General features: G+C 49.8%; 18 protein-coding genes. 6 read left to right on the forward strand and 12 right to left on the reverse strand.

Annotation, left to right across the window (positions count from 1 at the left end):
• Positions 1–958: 958 nt before the first annotated feature.
• The 5 genes from KFF03_RS02495 to dksA form a co-directional block, all read right to left on the reverse strand.
• A complete protein-coding gene (locus tag KFF03_RS02495) occupies positions 959–2,362 on the reverse strand; it encodes a sigma-54 dependent transcriptional regulator (RefSeq protein WP_255858699.1) in 1,404 nt (467 codons plus the stop codon).
• The gene (locus KFF03_RS02500; RefSeq protein ID WP_370647432.1) at positions 2,359–5,289 is read right to left on the reverse strand and encodes an ATP-binding protein; all 2,931 of its coding nucleotides are present in this window, start codon (positions 5,287–5,289) and stop codon (positions 2,359–2,361) included. The genes KFF03_RS02495 and KFF03_RS02500 overlap by 4 nt, the downstream gene beginning before the upstream one ends.
• Positions 5,276–5,452 (reverse strand): hypothetical protein, encoded by a 177-nt coding sequence (locus KFF03_RS02505; protein WP_255858701.1) that lies wholly within the window; start codon positions 5,450–5,452, stop codon positions 5,276–5,278. The genes KFF03_RS02500 and KFF03_RS02505 overlap by 14 nt, the downstream gene beginning before the upstream one ends.
• Before the next feature lie 104 nt (positions 5,453–5,556).
• Positions 5,557–6,501 (reverse strand): tRNA glutamyl-Q(34) synthetase GluQRS, encoded by a 945-nt coding sequence (gluQRS, locus tag KFF03_RS02510; RefSeq protein WP_255858702.1) that lies wholly within the window; start codon positions 6,499–6,501, stop codon positions 5,557–5,559.
• Positions 6,502–6,530: 29 nt separating this feature from the next.
• On the reverse strand, positions 6,531–6,962 hold the full coding sequence (dksA, locus tag KFF03_RS02515) for an RNA polymerase-binding protein DksA (RefSeq protein WP_255858703.1): 432 nt from the start codon (positions 6,960–6,962) through the stop codon (positions 6,531–6,533).
• Positions 6,963–7,211: 249 nt separating this feature from the next.
• Between dksA and KFF03_RS02520 the strand changes: the two genes are divergently transcribed.
• The 3 genes from KFF03_RS02520 to KFF03_RS02530 all read left to right on the forward strand — a co-directional run bounded on the left by KFF03_RS02520 (position 7,212) and on the right by KFF03_RS02530 (position 9,381).
• A complete protein-coding gene (locus tag KFF03_RS02520; RefSeq protein ID WP_255858704.1) occupies positions 7,212–8,393 on the forward strand; it encodes a pyridoxal phosphate-dependent aminotransferase in 1,182 nt (393 codons plus the stop codon).
• A complete protein-coding gene (sfsA, locus tag KFF03_RS02525; protein ID WP_255858705.1) occupies positions 8,393–9,109 on the forward strand; it encodes a DNA/RNA nuclease SfsA in 717 nt (238 codons plus the stop codon). Before KFF03_RS02520 ends, sfsA begins: the two co-directional genes overlap by 1 nt.
• Positions 9,110–9,180: 71 nt before the next feature.
• A complete protein-coding gene (locus KFF03_RS02530; protein ID WP_255858706.1) occupies positions 9,181–9,381 on the forward strand; it encodes a hypothetical protein in 201 nt (66 codons plus the stop codon).
• 11 nt (positions 9,382–9,392) lie between these two features.
• Here the strand turns inward: KFF03_RS02530 and KFF03_RS02535 are convergent, their stop codons facing one another.
• The gene (locus KFF03_RS02535; RefSeq protein WP_255858707.1) at positions 9,393–9,731 is read right to left on the reverse strand and encodes a Rieske (2Fe-2S) protein; all 339 of its coding nucleotides are present in this window, start codon (positions 9,729–9,731) and stop codon (positions 9,393–9,395) included.
• A gap of 30 nt (positions 9,732–9,761) precedes the next feature.
• Here KFF03_RS02535 and KFF03_RS02540 point away from each other — a divergent pair, with 30 nt between their 5' ends.
• Both KFF03_RS02540 and KFF03_RS02545 read left to right on the forward strand, forming a co-directional pair.
• Positions 9,762–10,757, forward strand: a complete 996-nt coding sequence (locus KFF03_RS02540) for an iron ABC transporter permease (RefSeq protein WP_255858708.1) — start codon at positions 9,762–9,764, stop codon at positions 10,755–10,757.
• On the forward strand, positions 10,754–11,515 hold the full coding sequence (locus KFF03_RS02545; RefSeq protein WP_255858709.1) for an ATP-binding cassette domain-containing protein: 762 nt from the start codon (positions 10,754–10,756) through the stop codon (positions 11,513–11,515). The genes KFF03_RS02540 and KFF03_RS02545 overlap by 4 nt, the downstream gene beginning before the upstream one ends.
• Positions 11,516–12,045: 530 nt before the next feature.
• Here the strand turns inward: KFF03_RS02545 and KFF03_RS02550 are convergent.
• Together KFF03_RS02550 and KFF03_RS02555 are read right to left on the reverse strand one after the other, a co-directional pair.
• Positions 12,046–12,834, reverse strand: a complete 789-nt coding sequence (locus KFF03_RS02550; RefSeq protein ID WP_255858710.1) for a cyclic nucleotide-binding domain-containing protein — start codon at positions 12,832–12,834, stop codon at positions 12,046–12,048.
• Between the two features lie 154 nt (positions 12,835–12,988).
• A complete protein-coding gene (locus KFF03_RS02555) occupies positions 12,989–13,384 on the reverse strand; it encodes a pentapeptide repeat-containing protein (RefSeq protein WP_255858711.1) in 396 nt (131 codons plus the stop codon).
• Positions 13,385–13,442: 58 nt separating this feature from the next.
• Here KFF03_RS02555 and KFF03_RS02560 point away from each other — a divergent pair, with 58 nt between their 5' ends.
• Positions 13,443–15,854 (forward strand): DNA polymerase II, encoded by a 2,412-nt coding sequence (locus KFF03_RS02560; RefSeq protein ID WP_255858712.1) that lies wholly within the window; start codon positions 13,443–13,445, stop codon positions 15,852–15,854.
• A gap of 68 nt (positions 15,855–15,922) precedes the next feature.
• Here the strand turns inward: KFF03_RS02560 and KFF03_RS02565 are convergent, their stop codons facing one another.
• The 4 genes from KFF03_RS02565 to KFF03_RS02580 form a co-directional block, all read right to left on the reverse strand.
• Positions 15,923–17,026, reverse strand: a complete 1,104-nt coding sequence (locus KFF03_RS02565) for an imelysin family protein (protein WP_255858713.1) — start codon at positions 17,024–17,026, stop codon at positions 15,923–15,925.
• 15 nt (positions 17,027–17,041) lie between these two features.
• Entirely contained in the window at positions 17,042–18,196 is a 1,155-nt protein-coding gene (locus tag KFF03_RS02570; protein ID WP_255858714.1) for a DUF1513 domain-containing protein, read from the reverse strand.
• The gene (locus tag KFF03_RS02575) at positions 18,193–19,671 is read right to left on the reverse strand and encodes a di-heme oxidoredictase family protein (protein ID WP_255858715.1); all 1,479 of its coding nucleotides are present in this window, start codon (positions 19,669–19,671) and stop codon (positions 18,193–18,195) included. Before KFF03_RS02575 ends, KFF03_RS02570 begins: the two co-directional genes overlap by 4 nt.
• A gap of 117 nt (positions 19,672–19,788) precedes the next feature.
• On the reverse strand, positions 19,789–21,216 hold the full coding sequence (locus KFF03_RS02580; protein WP_255858716.1) for an imelysin family protein: 1,428 nt from the start codon (positions 21,214–21,216) through the stop codon (positions 19,789–19,791).
• Positions 21,217–21,236: the final 20 nt, after the last annotated feature.

The raw sequence follows: 21,236 nt of genomic DNA on the forward strand, positions 1-21,236 counted from the left end.
TGAAAAGCAGAAGAGTGGGTGAGTTCATTGTTTTGAACAAACTGGCCTGATGCCTTGTTATTCTTATTGTGACAGCGTGGACGCTGTGTATCCAAAACAATGAACTCATAACAAATGAGTCGATGACTCTGCCTCTGTTGTTCTTATTGTTGAGGCTTTCCTTCTGTGCTGACTTTATTATTTTTATTGATGCCTGCACTTTGTGGTATCGGCTGTTTTTTATTTTTATTGTTCGTCGATACGCTTGTAATAACTTTAGCACCTAGCGTGCCAACTATTGAAATTCCTTTGAAAACAAAGGCTTATGATTTTTGTGGTGCTGTTTTTTTGATATTAATACCAAAGTGTTACGTGTAATTGCTCCTGTGGGTAACAACACGCTACTGGATTGGTAACACTGTGTAACGGTATTGGACAGCAGGCGACATTTGCTTGCCCTGGCCTGTTACGAAACAGCAGATACGCTAAAGAATGCGGCAGTGCGACGATGTATTTGAGTCGGTGGTAAACGAAGAGTGGTCTGGTAGGTATTTGGGCTGTCTGGTCGATTTTGCCCGGAGCCAGAAATAAGAAAGCTGATTGCTTTGACCGCTATGTAAGCAAGCAAAGGAATCAGCTATCAGTGAGTCGGGACTGTTATTGTTGTTATTGTAACTCGCACGCTCATAGTTATTTTTATTTTGAGCTTATTATTGTTAGTGCATTCTGCGCCGGCTTTTTTATTTTTATCAGTGCAGGCCGTCTTGCTTACTTCTGATCTGAATAAAGCTAAACGCGTGCCAGTTTTTATGGAAATATAAAATATCCTTATAAAACAACAAGTTGCAGTTTTTATTCTTAAGTATAAGGCGGTTTGAGCAGGATTTGAGAGGGAGAGTTGTTACTGATGATGGCGCGAAAAGACAGAAAAACCCGATTAGTGTAACCGGGTGTTACCTATGTATCCTTAGCCCTTACTTTATTTGGCTTTTTTGCGGGGGATGCCAAGACGCTGTCGTCTTTCCCATAAGCTTTTCCGGGAAATTCCCAGTTTTCGGGCCAGGTCGGTCTCTGTCATATTGGTTTCGTTTTCCAATACAAAGTGCACAAAGTAATCATCCAAGGATAGATCACCTTGCTCTTGTTGGGTGTCACTTGGCCCATAAGGTTCACTGTGCAGCAGATTTTCCTGTAATGCCTGGCTGACATAGCGGTCGCTACTGATATCAACACCCAGAAATTCAGCCGCGATGGGTTCGCCTTCATCAGCCAGAATGACGGCCCGTTCAACCGCATTTTCCAACTCACGAACGTTACCGGGCCATTGATACTGACGAATGGCTTCCAACGCATCTGCGCTGAAACTCATGGGGGGTTGTTCCATTTTATCGCAGGAGCGTTTCAGCATGGCCTGAGCTAACTCCAGCACATCGTCGCCACGTTCGCGCAACGGCGGTAAATGCAGCTCTACCACATTGAGGCGATAATACAGGTCTTCGCGAAATTCCCCTTTACCCGATAACTCTTTCAGGTTGCGGTGTGTGGCGGCTACCAGCCGAACGTCCACCTTCTGGCTTTGTACGGAGCCAACCCGGCGAATTTCACCTTCCTGTAAAACACGTAATAAGCGCGCTTGTGCTTCCAGTGGCAGCTCACCAATTTCATCGAGGAATAAAGTACCGCCATCGGCGGCTTCGACCAGACCCTGGCGTTGTGCCGTGGCTCCGGTGAAGGCGCCTTTTTCATGGCCGAACAACTCCGACTCAATCAGAGTTTCTGGAATGGCGGCGCAGTTAACGGAAATCATCGGCGCATCGGCCCGGCGGCTTTGCTGATGTAATGCCTTGGCAACCAGCTCTTTACCGGTTCCGGACTCACCCTGAATCAGAACCGTGGCGTCGGTGCGTGCGACTTTGCTGATCTTTTTGAATAACAACAACATGGGAGGGCAGCTGCCAATGATCCCGGTAACCGGGTATTCACTGCTGACCTGTTGCTGCATGGCTTCGCTTTGCTGGCCACTCTGATGGCTGATTTGTGATTCTTTCAGAATGCGCTCTACCGCACGAATCATCTCATCGTGATCAAAGGGTTTGGCAATGTAATCAACAGCGCCCATTTTCATAGCGTCGACGGCGGAGCGCAGGCTGGCGTAACTGGTCATGATGAGTACCGGGGTGTCACCGGCCAGTTCAATCAATTCGGTACCGTCACCACCGGGCAGGCGCAGATCGCTGATAATCAGATCAAAGTTGTCAAAATTCTGCGCTTTGGCGTCATCCAGATTATCGACGTCTGTGACTTCATGATGATGACGTTGTAACAATTTACGCAGGGTCAGACGGATAATGGATTCGTCTTCGACAACTAAAATCTGGCTCATGCCTGAGGTTCCACTTCTTTTGTTTGGTTGTAACGGGGAAGGCTGACTTTAACACAGGTTCCACGCCCATCAGATACCGGGCTGTGAATACTGATGTGACCGTAATGTTCTTCAATGATGCTGTAGACCAGTGCCAGGCCTAGCCCGGTACCTGAACCAACGTCTTTGGTGGTGAAAAACGGTTCAAAAATCCGGTCGACTTTATCGGCCGGAATACCATGCCCCTGGTCGATCACTTTCAGGCTGACCTGATGTTCATCGGACTCCGCAGTCACCCGGATGCTGTCACCACGCTGACTGGCATCGCGGGCATTACTCAGCAGGTTAACAAACACCTGCACCAGCCGCTGTGCGTCACCCAACAACAGTAACTCTTCATCACAGTCGTTGATAAATTCAATGTCCTGGCTACGTTTGCTCAGGCGTAACAGCTGCATGGCCTCATCAATACAATGAGCCACAACAACCGGTTCATGCTCGGTTGAGTGATGGCCAGCATGAGCAAAGTTCATCAACGATTGTACGATTCGGGTAACCCGTTTGGTTTGTTCCTGAATCTGATCAGCCATTTCCTGCAGCTCCGGGTTCTCCGTTTCATAACGGATCAGCTGGGCCAGGCTGTCGATGCCGGTAATCGGATTACCAATTTCATGAGCAACCCCGGCCGCCAGACGACCAATGGATGCCAGGCGTTCACTGTGCATCAGCTCTTCTTCAAGCAGCTGGGTTTCGGTCTGATCTTCCATCAGCACCACGATGCCACCGGGTTGGCCACCACTGGGCTGAATCAGGGCTTTGTGCAAGCTGTACCAGCGTGGCCGGGCGTCGATATCCACCCGTTTTTTATGCTCGTGCATTTGTGGGCTGGCGACAAAATCGTTCAATAGTTCGTGCCACGGTGATGGCAGGCGATCCAGATGTGAGCCACTGACTTGTTGCGATTCGATGTGCGTGAGGTCGACCATCGCCTGGTTCCACATCAGAATTTCACCGTCATCCGCCAGCGAGCAAACACCAATAGGCAGGCGCTCCAGTGTCTGGCGGTGATAACGACGCAGGTTATCCAGTTCGCCAGCAAGACCACTCAGTCGATCGTGAAATCCTTCCAGGCGTTGCTCAATCTGATAAATATCTTCACTGAGTTCTGCGTTTTCCTGAAACGGCAGATAACGGCTGATGATGTCGTGGGCGACCGTTGGCCCCATCAGGCCGGACAGGTTGGCTTCCAGCCGGGCGCGCAAGCGACGCAGGGCGTAAGGTCGGTCTTCGTAGGAAGGTAAATCCAAATCTGCCAGCGCCTGATAGACCTCACGTTCCGCTACATAACGTCCCAACGGTTTGCTCAGCGAAACAATCACGTCATTGGAGTTGCCGGCGATCAGTGGGCGGCGTGAAGGACGAGAAACGGTATCGATTGAGCAGGCTTCGGCGGCTGAGACTTCAGAGGGCTTCTGGCGGGTTGTCAGGCTGACCAATACAAACAGCGCCATATTGAGGCTGAAGGAGGCCAATGCTGCTAAATGCCAGTTAAATTCATCAACTGCAGGCAATGGCAATGGTACATGCCAGCCCAGACTGAGCTCTGAGAATGGCAGTAACATGGCGTACATCCAGCATAAAATACCGGCAATCAAGCCGGCCAGAAAACCTTTACGATTGGATTTTGGCCAATACAGAAGGCCCAATACGCCGGGCAGAAACTGTACTGCAGCAACAAACGCCAAAATCCCCAGGCGATTCAGATTGAGGTCTGCACCAACCAGTGCATAGAAGCCATAAGCCAGTAATAAAATAGCCGCAATCAGACTACGACGAACCCACAACAGCCAGCGATAAAAATCGGCCCTTGGGCTGGGTTTGTGCAGAGGTAATACCACGTGGTTCAGCAACATGGCAGCCATAGCAATAGTGATGACGATAATGATGCCAGAGGCGGCTGCCAGTCCGCCAAGGAAGGTGAGCACCACCAATGTAGATGACTGCAGTTCCATACCAATGCCGAGGGCAAAATATTCGGCCGGTAAATCTAATTCCAGATACACCCCGGCCCAGAGAATAGGCGGGACAGCCATTGCCATGGCCAATAAAAACAGCGGGAACCCCCAGCTGGCGGGTTGCAGTGCCTGACTGTTGGCGTTTTCAGTAAACACGACGTGATACATATGTGGCATCACCACGGCGGCCGCAAAGAACAGCAATAACAGAGTACGCCATGGCCCCTCCTGCAGGGTGGCCTGTTGATTGAGGCGATCCTGATTGGTGATAAGCCACTGTTCCAGGCCGCCGGTTTCGGAGAACACGCCAAACAAAGCCACGCCAGCCAGTGTCAGAATCGCTGCCAGTTTGAGTAACGATTCAAACGCCAATGCAAACACTAAACCTTCGTGTTTTTCCCGCGGTGAGACATGGCGGGCACCAAACAACACCGCAAACAGAATCATGATCAGGCAGAAGCCAAAGGCCAGTTGAGGTGCCTTCCAGTCGTTGTTAAGAATGTGCAGGGTATCGGCAATGGCGGTCAGTTGCAGGGTCAGCATAGGAACCACCACGGCCAGCATAAATACCGTAACCAGTGTGCCGGCAAGGCGGGAGCGATAACGGAAAGCCAATAAGTCAGCCAGCGAACTGAGCTGATAGATGCGGCTGATATTAAGCAGTGGGCGCAGCAAAATAGGCGACATCACAAAGGCGCCAGAGATACCGAGATAATAAGCCAGATAACCGTAGCCATACTGATGGGCAAGGCCAACGGACCCATAAAAAGCCCAGGCGCTGGCATACACACCTAATGACAGGATATAAACCAGAGGGTGACGAACCCAGCGCCGGGGTACCCAGTTTTTTTCGACAGCATAAGCGGTGGTGAATAACGCGCCAAGGTAGCCAAGGATAATCAGGCCAAGCTGGCCAAGACTAAAGCTCATCATCACCTCGCTTGCGATTCATCCAGATATACAAACCAATCAATAATAACCAGACGGCAAACGGGCGATACCAGGCGCCTTTATCATCCAGCCACCAGTCCATCATGATGGGAGAAAACAGATAAATGCCAACCAGCATTAATAAGCCGAGGCGGTAATCGTACATGGGTTATCAAATCCTGATTTGGTTGTCCTGATGATGGCAGGCAGAGTATCACAACCGCTGTGAAAAGAGCGGTTTGTTAAAAAAGCGGCTAGTGCAAAAACGGTCTAGCGCAAAAACGGTGCTGGCGCTGGATTGTCACGGATACCCATCAAAGCACCCAGGTTCCAGTGTTGAATGGCCCATTGCAGCACCGTCGCATTGCCCTGATTTCTGAGTTCAGGTGGTGGAGCCTGTTTCAGCCAGAGCAATGCATCCCACAAAGTGTTACCGCTGTCATCCGGTTGTAGTGCCGTTGCCAGATTCTGTTTGCTGAGTTTCTGACCATTGTTTTCCAGTGCCACCGGGATATGCGCATATTGTGGAATCGGATAGTCCAGTGCCTGTTGCAGCTGTTGTTGGCGCAGTGTGGAATCGATCAGGTCGATTCCACGGACGACATGAGTAATGTTCTGGTCGGCATCATCGGCAACCACCGCCAGTTGATATGACCAGGGGCCATCACGGCGTTTAACAACAAAATCACCGATGTCCCGCTCCAGCGATTCGCAGTAATGCCCCTGAAGTTGATCGTCAAAACCACACTCGCCACTGCCGATCGCAAAGCGCCAGGCGTAGTCATTATCAAGGCGGAAGTGATCCGCTAACTGGCAGACGCCATTGTGTAAGGTGCCGTTTAACTGCTTACGCGAACAGGCGCAGGGAAACACCTTATTCTGGTGAATCAATTGCTCCAGTACTTGCTGATAAGCCTCACTGCGCTGGCTTTGATAACGGACTTCGCCGTCCCAGTGCAGCTGATAAGCATCGAGAATGGTCAGGATCTGGTGGGCTGCCTGCGGGTCTTCACGCGGAGGGTCGAGATCTTCAATGCGCACCAGCCATTGGCCATGGTGATAACGGGCATCCAGATAACTGGCAAGGGCGGCTAATAAAGAGCCGAAATGTAGCGGGCCTGTTGGGGAAGGAGCAAAACGGCCGATATAAGCGGTCATGGTGTGTAAAGAGATTGAGGCAAAGTGATGAGCGATTAGCGGCAGGGGTGTTTGCAAAGCAGTAACACCACTGCCGTTAATAAAGGTTAAACGCCCAGCTGCTTCTCTTTGATTTCAGCCAGCGTTTTACAGTCAATGCATAAATCAGCGGTTGGTCGTGCTTCCAGACGACGAATGCCAATTTCAATGCCACAAGACTCGCAGTAGCCGTAATCACCCGCTTCAATCAGATCGAGTGTTTTATCGATCTTCTTAATCAGCTTACGTTCGCGGTCACGGGTGCGTAACTCCAGGTTGAACTCTTCTTCCTGGCTGGCACGATCGTTAGGATCTGCGTAGTTGTTTAACTCGGTTTGCATATGCTCCTTGGTACGATCCACTTCTTCCATCAACTCTTGCTTCCAATTGCGCAAGATTGATGCGAAGTGAGCCAACTGAGCATCACTCATATACTCTTCATCTTTCGCCGGTTCGTACGGCGTAAAGTTAGTAAGAGCAAATTCTTTAGTATCTGGCATAGTTTTACTGCCTCACCTGGTAAACCGAAATCGGTATTCAAGTCCGTGCGCCTCATGCGCCTCATGCGCTGCGTGTGAGGGACGCTCCAAATAATAAGCGGGGCAAATTAGCAGATAACACCGCCAGCGCCAACTTTTTATGCACTGAATTTGCTTACGCTTCTCATTTCTTCTGGCACAATGCGCCACTTTACATCGACATTCTGCCAATCGTGTTGCAGAACCGATCACTTACTGTAGTTCTTTAGTATGAAAAAACCAGCGCAACGTTCCCAGGAAATCCAACCATTTCAGGTGATGGCCATTTTGGCACAAGCTCAGGCCATGCAGGCTGAAGGGCATGATGTGATTCATCTGGAGGTTGGGGAACCGGACTTTACAACAGCTGAGCCGATGGTGAATGCGGCCATCAGCGCCATGCAGGCGGGTCATACTAAATACACGCCGGCACTGGGGCTGCCGCAGTTACGGGAACGAATCGCCGACTATTATCAGCAACGTTTTGGCGTCTCCATCAACCCTCAGCGCATTGTGCTGACTCCGGGCGCCTCCGGTGCGTTGTTATTGCTCAGTGCTGCCCGACTGGATGTTAACGATAAATTATTGCTGGCCGATCCGGGTTACCCGTGTAACCGCCATTTTGCCCGAACGTTTGAAGCCCATGGTCAACTGGTGCCAGCCGGGCCAGAAGATCGTTATCAGTTAACGCCGTCGTTAATTCGTCAGCATTGGCAAGCGGATACCAAGGTGGCACTGGTGGCGAGCCCGGCGAATCCAACTGGCACCGTGTTATCTCTGGATGAAATGCAGGCTCTGGCCGATGAAGTGCGACAGCAGCGCGCCCAGCATGGGCAAGGTGAACTGTGGGTAGACGAAATTTATCAGGGGCTGAATTACAACAGCGAGCCTCAAACGGTATTGTCGGTGGCTGATGATGCCGTAGTGCTCAACAGCTTCTCCAAGTTTTTTGGCATGACGGGCTGGCGTTTAGGTTGGTGTGTGGTGCCGGAAAGCTGGGTGCCAACCATGGATACCTTGGCGCAAAACCTGTTCCTGGCACCACCAACACCGGCTCAATACGCCGCGTTGGCCGCGTTTGATGATGACGCCATGGCCATTTACGAACAGCGTCGCCAGGAATTACAGCAACGTCGCGACTATTTATTAACGGCATTGCCACAGCTCGGTTTTAACATCCCGGTGATCCCCGAAGGGGCCTTCTATATCTACGCCGATGCCAGCCGCTTTACCGATAATAGCCTGGAGTTTTGTGCCGAGGCGTTAAAAGCGACCGGCGTGGCGTTTACTCCTGGCGTGGATTTTGGTGAATATCAGGCCAATACCCACGTGCGGTTTGCTTTTACAACCAACTTATCCCGATTAAAACAAGCGGTTGAGCGTTTAGCTGATTGGTTAGCGGAGCGCTCCTGATGAATTATCAACAGCCTTTGATTCAGGGCACGCTGATCAAACGTTATAAACGCTTTTTGGCGGATATCCGTTTGCCCGATGGCAGTGAAATCACTGTACATTGTCCGAATACCGGCTCCATGAAAAATTGTGCCGAACCCGGCTGGCCGGTTTGGTTATCGGATTCTCAGAATCCTAAGCGTAAGTATCAGTTCAGCTGGGAATGGGTCGCGGTGCAGGGCCAATACAAAGCCTGTATCAACACCGCCCGGGCCAACCAGCTGGTGGCGGAAGCGTTGGAGCAGGGGGCCATTGCCGAGCTGAGCGATCATAGCCATGTCCAGAAAGAACCCAAAGTGGAAGATGGCCGGTTGGACTTTTTGCTGCATCACGAGCACGACCTGAATGAGACGAGCAAAACCTATGTGGAAGTGAAGTCCGTAACTCTGATGGGCGAGCAGCCCGGCGCAGGTTCCTTTCCGGATGCCGTCACCGAGCGCGGTTTAAAACACCTCAAGCGATTATTGGCGTTACATCAGCAAGGTTATCGTGCCGTGTTGCTGTTTTGTGTGGCGCACGAAGGTATCGAGCAGGTTGCACCGGCGGATAATATTGATCCGAAATACGGTGCAGCGTTGCGTGAGGTGGTGGCTCAGGGCGTTGAAGTGCTGGCTTACCGGGTAGAGTTTGGTGAACAGCAGATGGTGTTGGCGCGCCGGGTTCCTGTTGTATTGTGAGCGCGATGCTCCCCGTCATCGTTGATAACCGCTGTAATCGTATTAACAGACCTTAAGGAAAATAAAATAAAATGAAACGTACGTTATTGGTGTTAATTATCGGAGCGCTACTCGGTGGTGCTGTGGTTTATAACCTGATGAATGACCGCGATGCCTTCTCCAATCCTTTTGAGTCAGACTCGCTGCTGGATAACATCAAAGATGAGGGTGAGGAGTTGTTAGAAGACTCGGTCGATAGTTTGAAAGAAGGCCTGGAAGATCTGAAAGACTGATACCAGCACCTTTACAGGTTGATTTCCAGTGTTCCATTATTTATTCGGTGTTCAATCATGCTCAGGCGTTGGCCCTGGCATGGTCCGGCAATGCACAAGCCGGTATCGATTAAAAACAAAGCACCGTGCATGGCACACTGGATCAACTGTCCATCGGCATCCAGAAACTGATCGTCCTGCCATTCGAGGTTAATGCCCAGATGAGGGCAGCTGTTGCGGTAAACAAAAAACTGCTCGCGCTGTTCCTGGTGACCACGTACGACGAATAGCGGCTGGGCGTTGAGTTCAAATCCTTTACTCTGTCCTTCCTCAATATCGTTGATGTGGCACAATGGTTGCCAACTACTCATAAAATTAGCGTCACCTGGTTGGTCTCTGAATTGAAATCATCTGTATTAATCCGTGCACAGCATATCCTGCCGTTATGCCTGCTACTACCGGTTTTATTTCTGTTGTTGGGAATATTCACCGGCTCTCAGAATTTCAGCTGGTTGCTGGAAGCCGATGCCGGGCAGGCGATTTTATGGCAAATCCGTTTGCCACGGGTGGTCATGGCGTTTCTGATAGGCGCCTCACTGGCCTGGGCGGGGGTATTGATTCAGGGAGTGGTACGCAACCCGTTAGCTGACCCTGGCTTAATTGGTGTTTCCGGTGGTGCCGCGGTCGCCGCTGCGGTATTTGTGGTGATTTCCTCGTCCTTTCCGTTGCCATTATGGCTGCAACCGGTGATGGCATTTGCCGGTGGTTTTCTGGCGTTATTGATTGTTATGCGCATGGGCCTGAGTGGTGCGTCGATGCATGCGATGAGCTTTCTGGTATTAGCCGGTATTGCGATTAATGTGCTGGCCAGTGCGCTGATTGGTTTGTTGTCTTATATGGCGACCGACAGTGCGTTGCGCCAGATTACCTTCTGGTCGCTGGGCAGTTTGTCTGGCGCCAACTGGTACTGGAATGCCGGGTTGGCGGCGGTATTGCTGGCGGCACTGATGTATTGGCCAAAACGTCTGCGTCAGCTGGATGCGTTGCTGTTAGGAGAAGTGGAAGCGCGTTCATTGGGGATCTCGGTGAAATCCATGCAATGGCGTGCGGTGATCTGGGTCGCTGCGATGGTGGCTGTCGCTGTGACTGCCAGTGGTGTGATTGGTTTTGTTGGGTTAATCAGCCCACACATTGCCCGCCTGTTAACCGGTGCCGCGCATCAGCGGGTATTGCCTCTGGCCGTCATGATTGGTGGTTGTTTATTAGTCGCTGCGGATGCTCTGGCACGCACGGTTGTGGCACCGGCTGAGTTGCCCATTGGCATTGTGACAACGTTATTAGGCGCTCCGGTTTTTATCAGCTTATTGCTGCGTGAAAAGAGGCGTTTATCGTGGTGAGTCATCAAACTTTTATGCAGCTATCCGGAGTTGGTTTAAACAAAGGCCCGGCTGCGATTCTGAGTGATATCAGCTTTGTGTTGCAGCCCGGAGAGCTGGTGATGCTGGTCGGCCCGAATGGTGCAGGTAAATCCACTTTGTTATCAATTCTTGCCGGATTGAGTCCGCCGTCTTCGGGCAGTCTGACGATTCAGGGCTCTGCGGTGGATGATTGGCCTCGTGAACAGTGGGCCCGGCATATTACGCTGGTTCCGCAGCTGAGCCAGATGGGGTTTCCGCTTACCGTTCGGGAAGTGGTGGAGCTTGGCGGTTTAGCTCATTCTCAATCAGTCGTGGCGTTACGTGACGCAACTCAAAAAGCGATCCGTGATTGGGATATCGAATACCTTGCTGAGCAAGAAGTGCGTTTGCTTTCCGGAGGGGAGCAACAGCGGACGCAACTGGCGCGAAGCTGGATTCAGGTGCATCAGCCAGATAGTGGCTTATGGCTGTTAGATGAGCCGCTGAGTGCATTAGATCTGAAGCACCAACGTCAGTGTTTGCAACGCGTTCAGCAGCTCAAGCAAGAAGGCAAAGCGGTAGTTATGGTGGTGCATGACCTTAATTTGGCGTTACGTTATGCCGATCGGGTATTGATGTTGTGTTGTGGAGAGTTGATTGCCGATGGCGATGCGGCAACGGTGCTAACGGCTGAACGGGTATCGGATGTGTTTCAGGTGGAAACGGTATTAAATGAGTCTGGGTTGAATTGGTTGTAGCAAGGGCTGGCTGTAAAAAGTGGGGGGCAGATAAAAAAGCGCCCCTCAGTTCTGGCTTATAAAAACTCAGAAGAGGGGCTAAGCAACCGTGATTAGCTTGATGAGAGAGATCACCATCCTGATGATGAGTCTGGATGTTGAACAGCGACGTTATTTCTAACGCCGATAAGTAAATAATATACATTCTCATTATCATTGCAACACCTTAATGCGAAAAATTCTCAAAAAAACCGGGTTGGCACAAATGGATGTTTTTTACGGAAAATGTGTTTGTGGAAAATGGCGGCTGCGCAAGGGCAATAAAAAAAGGGGATAAAAAAACGCCCCTCAACTCCGAAGAGAGAGGGGCAAATAACCGTGATTAGCTTGATGAGAGAGATCACCATCCTGATGATGAGTCTGGATGCTGAACACCGGTGCCATCTCTGACGCCGATAAGTAAATAATACCCATTCTCATTTGGTTTGCAACAACTAAATGAGAAAAATTCTCAAAAAGGTGCTTTTGACTGACGGCTGTATGCTTTTTGATCAATCCTGTTGTTTGTCAATCAGCTGCTGGTTCATGGCGGTAATGCGTCGGGCCAGGTTTTCGATCAGGTTAAGTGCTGCCTGTGGCTGGGCTTCAATCAGTGTGGCAAAGTCTTCTTGGGGAACCGCCATAATGGTACAGGCCGTTTTGGCAATAACGGTGGCTGAACGAGGTTCCTTGGTGAACAGTGCCATGGCGCCAAACACTTCTTCTTCGCCGATTTCTCCAACTTTTACATCATCAACAAAGACCTCGGCCTCACCGTGGATGATGGTGTACACCAGGTCGGCGGTGTCACCCTGGCGAATAATAACGTCACCGGGCTCCAGATTCTGGAATCCGGCAGCAGGGCGTACCTGTTCTTTTACCATGGTGCCTAAATAATCCAGCAACATGGCGTTGTGGCACATCAGGTAATGACTCCAGTAATGCTGGCGGCGTTTGTCGGAATAGACATGGCGTAAGAAGCGATCACGATCGATCGGAATTAATTCAACGTATTCATCGGCACGTAAACGCGGAGTGGGCATTTCAAACGATGCCATCATGCCAACAATATCACCTTCATCAAAGCTGGCCAGCGTTTGGCCATTGCGGCTGTAATGCAGCATGCCATCCTGCACCAGAAACAGCTGATGTTGGTCAAACAGTTCATAGAGGCTTTCTACACCTTCCAGGGTGATGACTTCCTGATCCAGCTCGAATCCTTCCAGCAGCGCCTGAGTGAGTTGGTTAATGCGTTGCAGTAAGCGTTCTGTCTCATCGGATAGTTTACCCGGCAGGTACATGGTTTTTCCTCGTAATTGAACAGATGATCAAACAAAGCGGTGCCCGACAATGTAGCGTAAAACAGGCACTGCTTGAACCGATATTGTCATGTTAATGACGTAACAACCACTATTATTAAACGAGTTTGTGACAGGTTGCGGAACAATGGCTTTGTTACGTGCAGGCATGGCGCAATCGGGTTCCTTGGGCCACCGATAGCTGAATCTCCTGTGCTCCCAGTTCGGGAGGAAAATAACAACCACTGATTTTGGCGTCTGCCAGGCTGGCACCATCCAAACAGCAGCCACGGAAATCAATGCCACGTAAATCGGCTCCGCGAAAATAAGCGTTGGTCAGATCCATACCCGTGAGGTTGATATTGCGTAAGTCCAATCCACGCAAGTCACAGTTGCGTAAGTCGCATTGCTGCCCGTTCTCCCGGGCCTGGTTGAAACCGCTGACATTGTCGTGACGCAACATCTGGTACATCGGGTCCTGGCTGATTGCCGGTGATGATGTCGTTGACGTTGATTCTGTTGCCCCTGAAGACGGTGTCTCAGAAGTGGTCATAGAAGTGCTCCTTATTTACACTGCATATCCGCGTATAGGTCAGTATAGAAACAAATTCATGAAACCGATGGTTCCCGGCTTTTTATTAACCTCTTCCTGGGAAGAGAACCCGACGGACGGTGGAACACAGCTGACCTTCTGGTGGAAAACAGCACAAGGGGCCGTTCGTACTGTATTTCCACAACCTGCCATTTGTTTTATTGATCAGCGTTTTTACGACAAGGCGCAGAGTATTGCCGTGACACTAGGCTGGCCTGTTCGGGTGGAAAAAGTCGCGTTACAGTCGTTTGACTTTGAACCTGCCTGCGCCTGTTATATGCCCCACGAATACGTCTACCGCTGGCGTGATGTGCTGGCCGAACAGGATATTATTTGTCGCGAAGTGGATATTCGTCCGACGGATCGTTATCTGATGGAGCGCTTTATCTACGGCGCTGCGGAACTTCACGGTTCCTTGCAGTCTGCCGATGAAGACGGGGCTGAGTGCAGATATCAGTCTGTTACGGCGGCTCGCTTACGGCCAGCACGCTATTGTCCGTCTCTGAAGGCGTTATCAATCGATATCGAGACGTCCTTTCCCAAGCAAGGTAAGCCCGATCAGCTGTTTTCGATTGGTTTTTATGCCGAAGATTATCAACACGTGGTGATGGTGGGAGACACTCAGCAATCCATTGACGGGGTTGAGCTGGTGGATGATGAAATCTCACTGTTACAGCGTTTTCTCGACATTATCCAAGATTATGACCCGGACGTCATGATCGGTTGGAATGTGGTGCAATTTGATTTCGCTTTTTTGCGCCGTAAATTTCTGCAACATAAAATCCCTTTTACCCTTGGCCGGGATAGCAGTGTGTTGTCGTGGCGGCAAAGCAAAATGAATAAAGAGCGGGTTTTTATGCACATTGCCGGGCGCGTTGTGCTGGATGGTATCGACCTGTTAAAAAACGCAACCTACCAGTTTGAAAGTTTTGCTCTGGATGCAGTGGCTGAGCATTTTCTTGGTGACCGCAAGTTATTACACGGCGACGATCGCGGCGGTGATATTGAACATTTATTTCTACATGATAAAGCCGCTCTGGCCGACTACAACCTGAAAGATTGTGAGCTGGTGTGGCGTATTTTTCTGAAAGCCGATTTATATAATTTTGCCATTGAACGCAGCCATATGACCGGGTTGACCATGGATCGTATGGGCGGCTCGGTGGCGGCGTTTGAAAATCTCTATTTACCCCGTTTGCATCGTCAGGGATTTGTAGCGCCTAATATTGAAGAAGGTTATCACGCGCAAAAAAGCCCCGGCGGTTATGTCATGGATTCGCGCCCCGGGCTGTTTGAACATGTGTTGGTGTTGGATTTTAAAAGTTTGTATCCGTCGATTATCCGCACCTTTAAAATTGATCCAATGGGACTGGTAGAAGGGGTGAAAGTCCGCACTGAAAAAGAAGAACAAGATAACCTGGTGCCCGGTTTTTTTGATGGCGTCTTTCATAAAAGCAAAAATGTATTGCCGGATTTAATTCGTCAGCTCGGGGAATGGCGTGAGCAAGCGAAGCAACAACACAATCAGGCATTATCACAAACCATCAAAGTGATTATGGCGTCTTGTTACGGTGTTCTGGGGTCGGAAGGATGCCGCTTTTACGACACGCGTTTATCCAGTTCGATTACCAAACGTGGTCATCAGATTATTCAGCAAAGTTCTGACTGGATTGAGCAACAAGGCTACGATGTGATTTATGGCGATACTGATTCTGTATTTGTCTGGTTGAAACAATCCGTTAGCGATCAGCAGGCCGATGATATTGGTAAGCGCTTAGTGACCGGCTTAAACCAATGGTGGCAAACCCGGCTGCAACAGGAATTCGGTATCGAAAGTTATCTGGAAATGGAATATGAAACGCATTATCGACGTTTTTTTATGCCATCCATCCGGGGGGAAGAAACTGGCAGTAAAAAGCGTTATGCCGGGCTGGTGAAAAACACACAAACCGCAGAGCCTGAAATGGTGTTTAAAGGCTTAGAAGCCGTACGTACTGACTGGACGCCCCTGGCGAGAAATTTTCAGAAAGAGCTCTATCGTCGGGTGTTTCTGAATCAGCCCTATCGTGACTGGGTGAAACAGCAGGTTCAGGCATTATTATTGGGCCAGCTGGATGACCAGTTAATTTATCGTAAGCGTTTGCGTCGGCCGCTGAGTGCTTATCAGAAAAATATTCCACCCCATGCCCAGGCGGCCGCTAAGTTGGAGCAATGGCGCAAGCTGCAAGGGCTGTTACCACGCTTTGCTGATCGTGGTGGTTGGATTGAATATCGTATCGGTCAGGCAGGTGCTCAGCCACTTGAAATAACCCAGGCCATTGATTACAGCCATTATGTCGAAAAACAGTTGATGCCTGTAGCCGATGCCATTTTCCATTTTACCGGAGAAAGCTTCAGCGAAATGGCCGGACAACAAATGGCGTTGTTCTGATTAGGTAGGAATGATAATGCTGCCGACAGGGTCGACAGCATTGTGATTCTATTTAGTATTGCGGTGTATCAGTCACCATCAGAAAAGTTCAGGCCTACGCTAATTCCCAGGCCATTTTTTAATTCCCGTTTAATATTACCGTCCAATGTCAGAGTCGCAGCATAAAAGTCGACTTCGTTTTCGTCAGCGATGGTTTGTTTTACCCGGCTGATATTATTGCGCAATGTGGTCAGATCTCCGGCTGCATTCACCTGCATCAGGTCGGCAAAACTGACGGTGGTTCCGGTTGTTCCTTCTACCATTTTCTCAAACGACAATAGTGCGGTATTAACCAGTTGCCAGGAATGATTGGCCAGCACACCAGCGTCATTAATAATGGTGCGTTTGTGGACATAGTCCATATACTCGTTAGTGGACAGAATCAGCTGGGCATCAGCCGCGGTGTCTTTTTCATTTGGAACAGTACTCAGCGTACCGTTAAGGAATAAATCACGGAAGCTGCTGCCACTGTTTTTATAATCAACTTTCCAGGATTGCTGGATATTATCCGCTCGTTTTGCCAATTGTTGGGCATAACCTTTCAGTGCATTACACTTATTGGTATTCGCAGAGTAATCACCGACAATATCGGCCAGAGCCTGGCTCTGATCACTGCTGCGTTCAAATAACGCGACTTCTGCGGCTAATAAGCCTACACGTTGAAAGTTTTTGCTGGCAAAGATTGCAGGGTCAACCGGGTCAGATTTGTTGATTTCTGCAGCCAGATCATTACGCACTGTATCGGTATAATTGATGCCTCTGAGACGTAACGAATCAATAAAAATAAATTCCGGCTCGATCAGATCCGGACTGTTATTACTCGGTCCTAAATGAAACGGCAGATACTGAAACCAGGCCTCAGCGGTGTTTTTCCACTGACTTTGAGCGGCTGTCAGATTATTTTCGTTGATATCTGCACACAAGGTATCAACATCCGTAACGAGCTTTTGCGTCTGTTGCTGGAAGTTATCGACCGTTGGTATGACGCTCAGATTGATAATCTGAGTGACTGCCTGATCGGTACTGATTGTTTCTTTATAGTTCTTGGTGGTGGTGTCGCTGCTGGAACCACAAGCGATTAGTATGGAGCTCAGTGCTGTCGTGATTGCTAATTTAATCTGAATTTTACTCATCTCTGATTCCTGTATTTATCCTGCTAAATTAATGGCCAGCATATGGTTGTCCCAGGCCATCAACGGAAAATCTAACCGCAGTGCTCGGTCTTCCTGCAGTGTTTGTGTATGAATTTGTCGCAGCTTTCCCATCGAGTTGGAAAGCACAAAGTGCGTCTTTTGCTGGTTGATGGTCAAACCACAGACATCATGGAAGTGGTGATATCCCTGTAAGGTCCCATCATCCATATTCCAGAACATGGCCAGGTCGCCTCGTGGGCTGGTAAAGGCAGCCAATCGTTGTTCTGACGCGACGGCAACACTGCCCATGTAATCGTTTAACGCGACGGTTAAGGTTTCCGGTGCATGCAGCAGCTGAATATCTTTTCCACCCGGTTTATGCACTCCGGCCAGAGCAACTAAATGATTATCGGCCATGGCCTGACGCTGGATCTGCATACCAAAGGCGACGGTACCATCGTCAGCAATATCAAAGTGGCGGATGCTGGCTTTGGTTTCTGCTACACGGTGTTGACTGATTAATTCGCCGCTACGACTATCGATATAAGTCAGGCTGGAATCCATCGAGTCCAGGTTCAGCACTTTGCGTCCTGAATCTGGGTGCGTCAGTAAACCGCCGTTTGCGACAACCAGAATGTGACTATCCGGCAACATTTTTATTTCGTGTGGGCCGATGCCATAACTGGAAAAAATATTCACCACGTTTAAAGACGTGCTGTCACGAACAACAATTTTTCCCTGGCCGGTTGTATAGTCAGACTCACTGGTGAATAACCACTTACCATCAAGACTGTAAATTGAGTGTCCCTGCATATGATGATTGGCGGGGCTGTTAAACAACCTGGTTTCACCGCTTAACAGATTCACTTCCAGTCCGGTTATGCCTGGACGGCGTGACGACATAACCACTTTTTCGGCATAGATCGGATGTTGGCAAATACCATGACCACGGAAGCCGGAAGGGATATTAACGGCTTGTTCCTTTTTCGCGGTAATTGCGCCTAACCCGTAGTTATCTGCCTTTTTTCCCTGAGCACTGAGCCAATATTCGCGGTGTGCGTTTTGTTGTTGATGGGCATGAAAAATCCCGGCGGAAAATGCAGGCAGGGTAACGCCCGCAACGGCCAGTGTTTTTAATGCCTGCCTTTTGGACAAATCCACGTTCTTCATAATGACTCCACAAACTGAATCAGCGCATCACGCTTGGCTTGTTCAAAGCTGATAAAGGTGGCTTTGACCCCAGCCGCTTCACCGCCGTGCCATAAAATGGCTTCTTCAATGGTTTGTGCCCGACCATCATGTAGCAGTGCTTTGCTGCCATTCACCTGTTCCTGAATACCAATACCCCACAGTGGCGCGGTGCGCCATTCTGAACCAGAGGCTTCAAAATCCGGACGGTTGTCTGCCAAGTCTGGCCCCATGTCGTGCAATAAAAAGTCACTGTAAGGCCAGATTTTCTGGTTACCGAGGTGCGGATCACGATCACTTTCTGCGGTTGTGAAACCCGGGTTATGGCATTGATGACAACCGGCCTGATAAAAATATTCACGCCCTGCGATGACCTCAGGTTGGTCTGTATTTCTGCGTTCAACCGGTGCCAGGTTGCGGTTAAATTTCACCACCAGTTCCAATAAATCATCGGCCAATTCGACATTCTTTACGTCATTACCGGTTGGTGCGGCTAAGCAGGAAGTTTGTTGTGGGCTGCAAGGTTGTCCCGGGAATAAGGTGGTGCTGATACCCACGTCGCCATTAAAGGCGGCGGCGGTCTGAACCTTGACGGACGGTTTATTGGCTTTCCAGCCGAAGCGGCCCGCCACGGTTTGTTGGGTTTCATTATTCCAGATGTGATTAATCCGGCCGGAAATGCCGTCATGATTACCATCTTCTGCATCGGCTAAGGCATTGATAGCGATTTGAGGAATTAATTCAATAAGCCCCATGCCGTGGATGGGCGGAGCTACCCGCAGGCTGGTTAAGGTGTTATCTCCCAGTTCGCCATAACCCAGATTTTCAAAGCGTAACTGTGGTTTTCTTAATGTGACTGTGCGCCCGTCGGGGTAAGTAAATTCTGATGTCTGCCAATCAATAAAGACATACGCTTCTGGTGGAATGTCGTGCTTCAGCTGATCATTATCTTTTTGAGAGTGGCGCAGTTGATGTGCCAACGAAGTTGATTGCCCCTGAATTTGATCGCCATAAACCGGGTGCGGAATCACACCGTGATGTTGCAGCATAACCTGATGATCAGGGCTGTCAGTTGCTGGAATACTCAAACGTACCAATGAACTTAACATGGGAATGTCGCCGTTATCCGGAACAAAGCCTTTACCACCTTTGATATGACACATCAGGCAGGTGCGGGAGTTGTACAGCGGTCCAAGGCCATCGCGCATGGTGGTGACGGTTGGGGCTTTTACCCAGGGCTGATTCGCCAGCGCTTTACCGGCATGAAAATCCGGTTTCAGCTCTTTTGGCATATTGGCTGCCGGATGTTCAAAGCTGGCAAAAGGTTCCATTGAGACGGTTGTTGCGCCTCCCGGGTTATTCTCTGCCGGATCAAAGGTTGGGGCGGTTGATTTCTCCTTAGGACTGCAAGCACTGAGAGCCACCATGCCCAGAGTGATCATAAACAAACTTCTCATAATGCTTCTCAAGAGAAAATTTTAATGGAAATGATAATCGTTATTTCGTTCTGTCATTAGCAGAAAAGCCGGGCAATGCCCGGCTTTTCTAATCAGCAAATGGTATTTGCTTACCCATTAACAATCCGAGTTAGGATCCTGGGTATTACACTCAGATGCTTCCTCATCAACAACTTCACCCAGACCCAGCTCGGTTGCCACTTTCTGAATCTCAACAGACTGAGCGTTCAGGGCGATAATGGTCTGATAAACCGGGTTCGCACTGTTACGGTTGGCGTCCATGATTAACACATCAAACGGACGATTATTGTTACGTGCTTCATCGTCAATTTTGTTGTAGCCAGTTTCAGTTACTTTCAGTGCAGCTTTAACCGACGTGTTCAGAGCGTCACGGTTGGTGTCTGCCAGGTAGTCATCAAAACCGTAACCATTAACCGCGCGGGTGGTGTTATCAACGTTACCATCCAGGTTGCTGTCATAACCTTTGTATTCGCCATAGTAGCTGTTAGCAACGCCCAGTGCGTTCAGAACCACATCACGGTGAGTGTTGTCAGAGAAACACGAGTGCTCATCTTCCTGAGAGTTACCCACATAAGCGATTTGCATACGCTCGCCCGCCAGTTCACCTTCAGACAGAGTACCCATACCCGTCAGGATCTCAGTCAGACGCTGGTTTGCATCGGCATCGCTGTTAATCGTGGTGAAAGCTTTACGGTAATCTGCGCCTTCTTTCCAGCCGTCACGAACCTGTTCCAGATCAGCAACCAGTTTGGCGGCAGCAACTTCCAGGTATTGATGACGACGATCTGCGTTAGCATCGGTGGTGAAGTCAGACAGTGGGCGCTGACCACCCATAACACCGGTGTTCACCGCTTCATCACGGTCGGTACCATCTGTGGCTGCCTGATTTGTGGTGTTCAGATCCTGACCCCACAGCAGGAATTCGATCGCGTGGTAACCGGCAATCACATCGTGCTCGTCATCAGCGGTTGCAGTGTTGCTGATCAGTGCTTCGTTAATGGTGATGCTGGTGGTTTCAATGATGTTATTGCCAGCAGCGTTGTTCACGTCGATTTCTGCTGGTAAGTCATCACCCGCTTCATGAGCTGTAACACCAATCTGGTCGTCGCCAAAGTCTGTGCTGTTCACTTTTACGTAGTCGATCAGCGCTTCACCCAGTGGCCATGCGTTGATGTCGCCTTCCGGGCCGTCTTCATCTTTGTAGTTGGTTGAATCAATCGGGCTGTTACGGAAGCGGTAAACTTCAGTCTGTCCATAAGGCTCACGAGAAACCAACCAGGCTTTTTTTGCTGCTTCAAGATTGGCTTCTGTTTTATCAGCTTTGAAATCCGCCAGTGCTTTTTGCAGTGCTTTAGCGGTTTCAACCGAATCTTCGTAAGCCGCCAGTGCGATGTCGGCATTGGTGTTCAGTACATTCTGAACCTGTGTGTTGGTGTAACCATCGTTGTCGTCATCATCATCGCTACCACAAGCAACCAGCATGGTTGCTGCAGCGAAGTAGGCGGCTAACTTAGTCAGTTTCATAATCGCTATCCTGATTTTGG

It is taken from the genome of Bacterioplanoides sp. SCSIO 12839, assembly GCF_024397975.1.
In the GTDB taxonomy this organism is placed as follows: Bacteria; Pseudomonadota; Gammaproteobacteria; order Pseudomonadales; family Oceanobacteraceae; genus Bacterioplanoides.